This window comes from Paraconexibacter sp. (genome assembly GCF_041602235.1).
GTDB lineage: Bacteria > Actinomycetota > Thermoleophilia > Solirubrobacterales > Solirubrobacteraceae > Paraconexibacter.
Map to the genome: position 1 here is coordinate 1 of NZ_JBFIGP010000340.1, position 3,688 is coordinate 3,688.

3 protein-coding genes are annotated in these 3,688 nt (G+C 74.2%); all 3 read right to left on the bottom strand.

Annotation, left to right across the window (positions count from 1 at the left end; genetic code table 11):
* On the bottom strand, nucleotides 1–531 hold a 531-nt coding region (locus ABYE80_RS18415; protein ID WP_372791760.1), incomplete at its 3' end, for a nucleotidyltransferase family protein.
* On the bottom strand, nucleotides 531–2,225 hold the full coding sequence (locus tag ABYE80_RS18420) for a MauE/DoxX family redox-associated membrane protein (protein ID WP_372791761.1): 1,695 nt from the start codon (nucleotides 2,223–2,225) through the stop codon (nucleotides 531–533). The genes ABYE80_RS18415 and ABYE80_RS18420, both read right to left, overlap by 1 nt.
* Before the next feature lie 8 nt (nucleotides 2,226–2,233).
* On the bottom strand, nucleotides 2,234–3,688 hold a 1,455-nt coding region (locus ABYE80_RS18425; RefSeq protein WP_372791762.1), incomplete at its 5' end, for a C25 family cysteine peptidase.

The window sequence follows — 3,688 nt, forward strand, 5'->3', positions numbered from 1 at the left end:
CGGCCCGGTCGTGTCGACGACGCTTCGCTCCCACAGATCGGCGACCGGCGTGCGGTCAGCGCGCAGGAAGGCGTGGTCAAGGTCTACATCGACCCAGCGATCGTCGTGTGGCCGAGCGTCGAGCGCGGCGCGCATCCGCTCCCCGTCGGGTGCCGGCAGGACGAGATCGACGTCGCCGTAGGGGCGCAGCCCGCGGGCCGGGTAGCGGCGAGCGAGGGTCCAGCCCTTCACCAGGATCGGCTCGAGACCGAGATCATCAGCGAGGGCCAGGACCGCGTCGAGGCGCAGGTCGTGGAGCCCCGCCTGCAGCAGATGCAGCCGCGCCGCGTCGCGCAGCGACGATCCCGCCGAGGTCTCGGCGAGGCTGGGGGTACCGGCGATCGCCCGCCACGCCAGCCCGGAGCATGCGCTGGCAAGGAGATGCGGAGCGATGTGCGCGAGCTCCGTCGGGGAGAGCTGCGGCGTCGGTGGCTGCTCGCGCCACACGCCGCGCAGCGCTCGCGCGGTCAGGAGCCCGAGCGGGTCGGACATCAGGCGGCGGCCGGCGGCTCGACGTGCGCCGAGAGATGGGTGAGCAGCGCGCGGGCGGTTTCGTCGGCGTCGCCCCGTGGCCCGTCGACGAACACGGCGCCGGCCATCGCGCGGCGCAGGGTCGCCATCACCCGGGACGGGTCGCGCCGGATCCCGACGCAGTTGTCGATGAGCGCGAGCACCCCGGCGCCGGTGGTGCCGGGGACGGGCTCCCATCGTGCCGCGGGCTCGTACGGGGCGCGAACGACGGCACCGATCGGCAGCGGCTCGGCCTGGACGGGGAGCGACGTGAACTGGGAGACCGGATGCTCGACCGAGGTCCGGGTGCCGGGCGCGCGAAGGGCGATCGGCTTGTCGAACGGGTGGACCAGACCGTCGCTGTCGATGACCGCGTACTCGTCGGACAGGTACCGCGCCCCCTGGCGCAGCAACGCGGTGACGAGGGTGCTCTTTCCGCTGAAGGATCGGCCCGGTATCACGATGGCCCGCTCCTGCCAGGCGACGACACCCGCGTGAACGAACGCGTGACGGGGAGCGTGCTCGGCGACGTGGACGCGCACGCGCGCCGCCAGCGTCTCCAACAGGACGTCGACGTCGGCGTGGCGTCCGGAGAAGCCGTGGTCGACGTAGAGGGCCCCGTCGGCCGCACCCGGAGTGAAGATCGTGAACCGGGTGGGCTCGCTGCCGGCGCCGGTCAGGAGGCTTCCGTGGGGCAGCATGGCCTGAGCACGGGCCGCCGCGGCTGCGTCATCGACCGTGATCGAGAACGTGACGTCGTGGCTGACGGCCACGAAGGTGTGCGGGGCGCCCGGTCTCCCAGTAACCCGCTTGAGGAGTTCCTCGATCGCAAGGGCGCCCAGCGCGGGAGCCTCGAGCACCCGACCGTCGGCGCCGATCCCGACCGCGGCCGGCTTGGCGCTCGCGCCGTAGCGGTCCGCGAGCTCAGGGTCGCCCACGAGCACCGCCCCGCCTGGATGTGACTCGTCGGCCGTGCCGCAACTGATCTCCTGGAGGGTCACCGTCGGCGCGAGCTGCTCGCGCAGCACGGCCAGCCGAGGAGCGAGGTCCTCGCACGGCCCGCAGGTCGGGCTGAGGAAGACCAGGGCCACCGGTTTGCCGCGCGCGAGCAGGTCCGTGAGGGAGACGTGACCCGACCCGTCGGCGCGGGGCAGGGAGAAGTCGGGGGCCGCGACGCCACGGCGCGGTCCCGCTGCACGGGCGAGGACGCATCGCTCGAGCAGCACGGCGGCCCCGATCGTCCCCGCCGCCAGCGCCTCCACCATCCCCGCGGACCCGGAAGTCCCTGGCCCCGCGAAGGCCAGCACCGCCGCGAGGGCCGCGAGCCCGACGTTGCGGGCGACGGTCCTCCGGCCTACCGCCGCCTGCGTGAGCTCGCCGAAGCACGCGCAGGACGGGGAGCGGCCGTCGGCGAGCACGCGCAGTACTGCGACGGTGAACACGGCCAGCAGGCCCGTGGCCAGACCGGCGCCCACGCGGCTCGTCCCGGGCAACAGCAGCAGCACGCCGCACGCGGCTTCCGCGACGATGAGGACCGGCGCGGCGGCCCCGGCCGGCAGACCGAACTCCCGCAGGCTCGCGCGCGTGCGCGGCAGGTTGCGTGCCTTCGCGATGCCCGCCGTCAGGAACACCAGGGCGAGGCCGTGCCTCGCGACGAGCAGGGCGGCGTCGGTCATGCCGTCGGTCAGCGTGGCACCAGCAGCGTGGGGTCGCCGAACAGCGTCTCGCTCTGCCGCACGTCGGGGTCGCTCACGGGCGCCAGCGCAGCCTGCACCGCGTCGCCGAGCCGTACCGGTCCGGACCCTCCGTAGAGGGCAGCGAGCAGACCACGGTTGGCCTGCGTCTGCGGCTCGGGGTCGATCGCGGTCGTGGAGGACAGCACCGCGGCGGCCCCGCCCGGTGCACCCAGGAGCGCCTCAGCGAGCGCGGGAAGCACGGGGTCGGTGAAGTAGCCGTTCAGACACGTCATGAGAACGTACAGGGACGGCTGACTCGTGTTGCTCAGCCCGCCGGCGTCCGCGTTGGTGAGGAGATCCCCGCGCCACAGGTCCACGGAGCCGTGGCCGCTGTAGTTCACCGAGGAGGGTCCCGCGCGCAGCGCCGCGATCAGGCGGCTCTTGGCGTCGGGCTGCGTCGCGCGGTCCACGCGGGTCAGCGCCCAGCCAGCCGGCAGGAGCGGGGTGAGCCCGTCGGTGGCGGTCCCGAAGGGATAGGTGTCCGGGACGTCGCTCACCAGCGTGGCGGCGCCGGCTGCGCCACGGTCCTCGTACCGCAGGGTCTTGGCGACGAGCGCGTCCATCTGCGCGCTGGTGCGGGCCGGGAGGCGTCCCGTCCGCAGGGTGCCGGTCAGGCGACTGTCGCTGGCGCTCTCGCCGTCGTCGGTGTCGATCAGGGCCACCGGGATCACGTTGCCCTCGGTCCCCCGACCGAGGAACCCGCGGGGGTCGAACGAGCCGTCGCCCCCGAGCAGCACGTACTGCGGCGGGGTGCGCCACGCCCCGCGCGCGTGATCGAGGAAGCGCAGGATCGCCCGGTGGTCCGCGGTACCGAAGGAGAACTCGTCGTAGACGTCCTGCAGCCGCGCGACCCGCACGGTCAGGCCCTGCGCGCGCCGTCGCGCGACGAGCGGGGCGAGGGCTGCCTCGTACCCGGGCGTCGTGATGATCGTCAGGGCGCCGTCGTTGGCGGGATCGCGGAGCGTCGACGGGGCCCCGGTTGCGATCGACGCCGGGGGACGGACCTGCCCGGGCCCGAACGCCAGCACCTGACGGGTGCCGCTGTCGCCGGGGACGGTCGCCGTGACGGTCGCCCCGGTCTGGCTCGGGTCGGTGACGAGCTCCAGTGGAGAGGTCGGGTCGGTGACGTCGACGACCCGTGCGCCGTTACTGGTGAAGCCGGAGATCGTCATGCGCCGGCCGGCGGGGGCGGGCGCGGCGAGCGTCTCGCCGTCGGCGACGTACGCTCGGCGGTAGCGCAGCGTCACGCGTTCGACGAGGCTGACGTCGCCGGAGGACTCGGCCTGCAGCGTGACGCTGTTCGCGCCGGAGCGCGCGGCCCCGCCGGCGTCGAACGTCTGCGTGGTGGCGTCCTGTCCCTCGAACGTCGCGGTCCCCAGGGGTGTCCCGTTGAGCGACACCGA